The sequence below is a fragment of the Rhodococcus sp. CX genome, assembly GCF_015865005.1.
In the GTDB taxonomy this organism is placed as follows: Bacteria; Actinomycetota; Actinomycetes; order Mycobacteriales; family Mycobacteriaceae; genus Rhodococcus.
The window spans coordinates 22,271-24,019 of record NZ_JADZGH010000203.1; the positions used below are offsets into that span (position 1 = coordinate 22,271).

2 protein-coding genes are annotated in these 1,749 nt (G+C 69.5%); both read left to right on the forward strand.

Annotated features, from left to right (window positions below):
- Window positions 1–599 (forward strand): DUF1731 domain-containing protein (locus I0Q12_RS33535; protein ID WP_231611207.1); only part of this gene is annotated, 599 nt, incomplete at its 5' end.
- Window positions 596–1,749, forward strand: a 1,154-nt coding sequence (locus I0Q12_RS22105) for an SDR family oxidoreductase (RefSeq protein ID WP_197254749.1), incomplete at its 3' end; no start/stop codon positions are given. The genes I0Q12_RS33535 and I0Q12_RS22105, both read left to right, overlap by 4 nt.

Consider the following 1,749-nt stretch of genomic DNA (forward strand, 5'->3'; position numbering starts at 1 on the left):
TCGTGTGCGCGTCCGCGATCGGCCTGTACGGCTACTACCGTGGCGACGAGATGCTCGACGAGAACGCTTCCCGCGGTTCGGGATTCCTCGCCGACCTGGTCGCCGACTGGGAGGCCGCGACGAAACCCGCCGAAGCCGGTGGCCTGCGTGTGGTCCACGTGCGCACCGGCATCGTGCAGACTCCACGCGGCGGCACCCTGCAGATCCTGCGTCCGCTGTTCGCGGCCGGGCTCGGCGGCCGGCTCGGCGACGGTCGGCAGTGGCTGTCGTGGATCGACATCGACGATCTGATCGACGTCTACCACCGGGCGCTCGCGGACCCGTCGCTGTCCGGACCCGTGAATGCCGTTGCACCGGAACCGGTCCGCAACGAGGACTACACGCGGATCCTGGCGAGCGTGCTGCACCGGCCGGCGCTGCTGCCGGTGCCGTCGTTCGGTCCGAAACTGCTTCTCGGCGACCAGGGTGCCCGTGAACTCGCCCTCGCCGACCAGCACGTCGTGCCGCGCCGGTTGCTCGAGGCCGGGCACACATACCGACGTCCCCACATCGAGGACAGCCTACGGCATCAACTCGGGCACATCCTCGAACAGACATGACTGCCCCGCTGCGTATCCTGGTCACCGGCGCCACCGGATACATCGGCGGACGGCTTGCCCCTCGCCTCGTCGCCGCCGGGCATCGGGTGCGGGTGCTGGCCCGCACCCCCGACAAGTTGCGTGACGTCCCGTGGGCCGGTGACGTCGACGTGGTGCAGGGCGATCTCGACGATCCGGACTCGGTGGAGACCGCGTGCCGCGACATCGACGTCGTCTACTACCTCGTCCACTCCATGGGCGGGCGAGGCGAATTCGAGGAGGCCGAACAGCGATCCGCCGAGCACGTCGCCGCGGCGGCGCAGCATACCGGTGTCGGCCGGATCGTGTATCTCGGTGGGCTGCATCCGAATTCCGACCGGCTCTCGCCGCACCTGCGGTCGCGGGAACAGGTCGGCCGGATCCTCCTCGACTCCGGGGTACCTACGCTGGTGCTGCAGGCGGGCGTCGTCATCGGGTCGGGTTCGGCGTCGTTCGAGATGATCCGCCACCTTGGCAACCGTCTGCCGGTGATGACCACACCCCGCTGGGTGAACAACCGGATCCAGCCGATCGCGGTGCGCGACGTGCTGCACTATCTCGTCGCGGCCGCCGACGCACCGCTGCCGCGCAGCCGGACCTTCGACATCGGTGGCCCCGACGTGCTGCGCTACGGCGAGATGCTGCAGGTCTACGCGGAGGTCGCGGGGCTGCGGCGGCGGCGCATCGTGGTGCTGCCGGTCCTCACCCCGAGACTGGCCGGACTGTGGATCGGCCTGGTCACCCCCATTCCCCCGTCGTTGGGGCGTGCACTGATCGAATCGTTGAGCACCGATGCGGTCGTCTCGGAGCACGACATCGACGCGGTGATCCCTCCCCCACCGGGCGGCACGACCGGATACCGGGACGCGGTCGCGCTGGCGTTGCGCCGCATCGATCGCGGCGAGGTGGAAACCACGTGGGCGAACGCCTCACCGGTCGGCGCACCCGCTGACCCGCTGCCGTCCGATCCCAACTGGGCCGGGGAAGTGGTGTTCACCGACGAACGCAGCCTGGACTGCGACTGCCCCGCGCGGGAGGTGTGGCCGGTCGTCGAGAGCATCGGCGGCGAGAACGGCTGGTATTCCTTCCCGTTGGCGTGGACGATCCGGGGCCTGTCTCTTATACACATCTC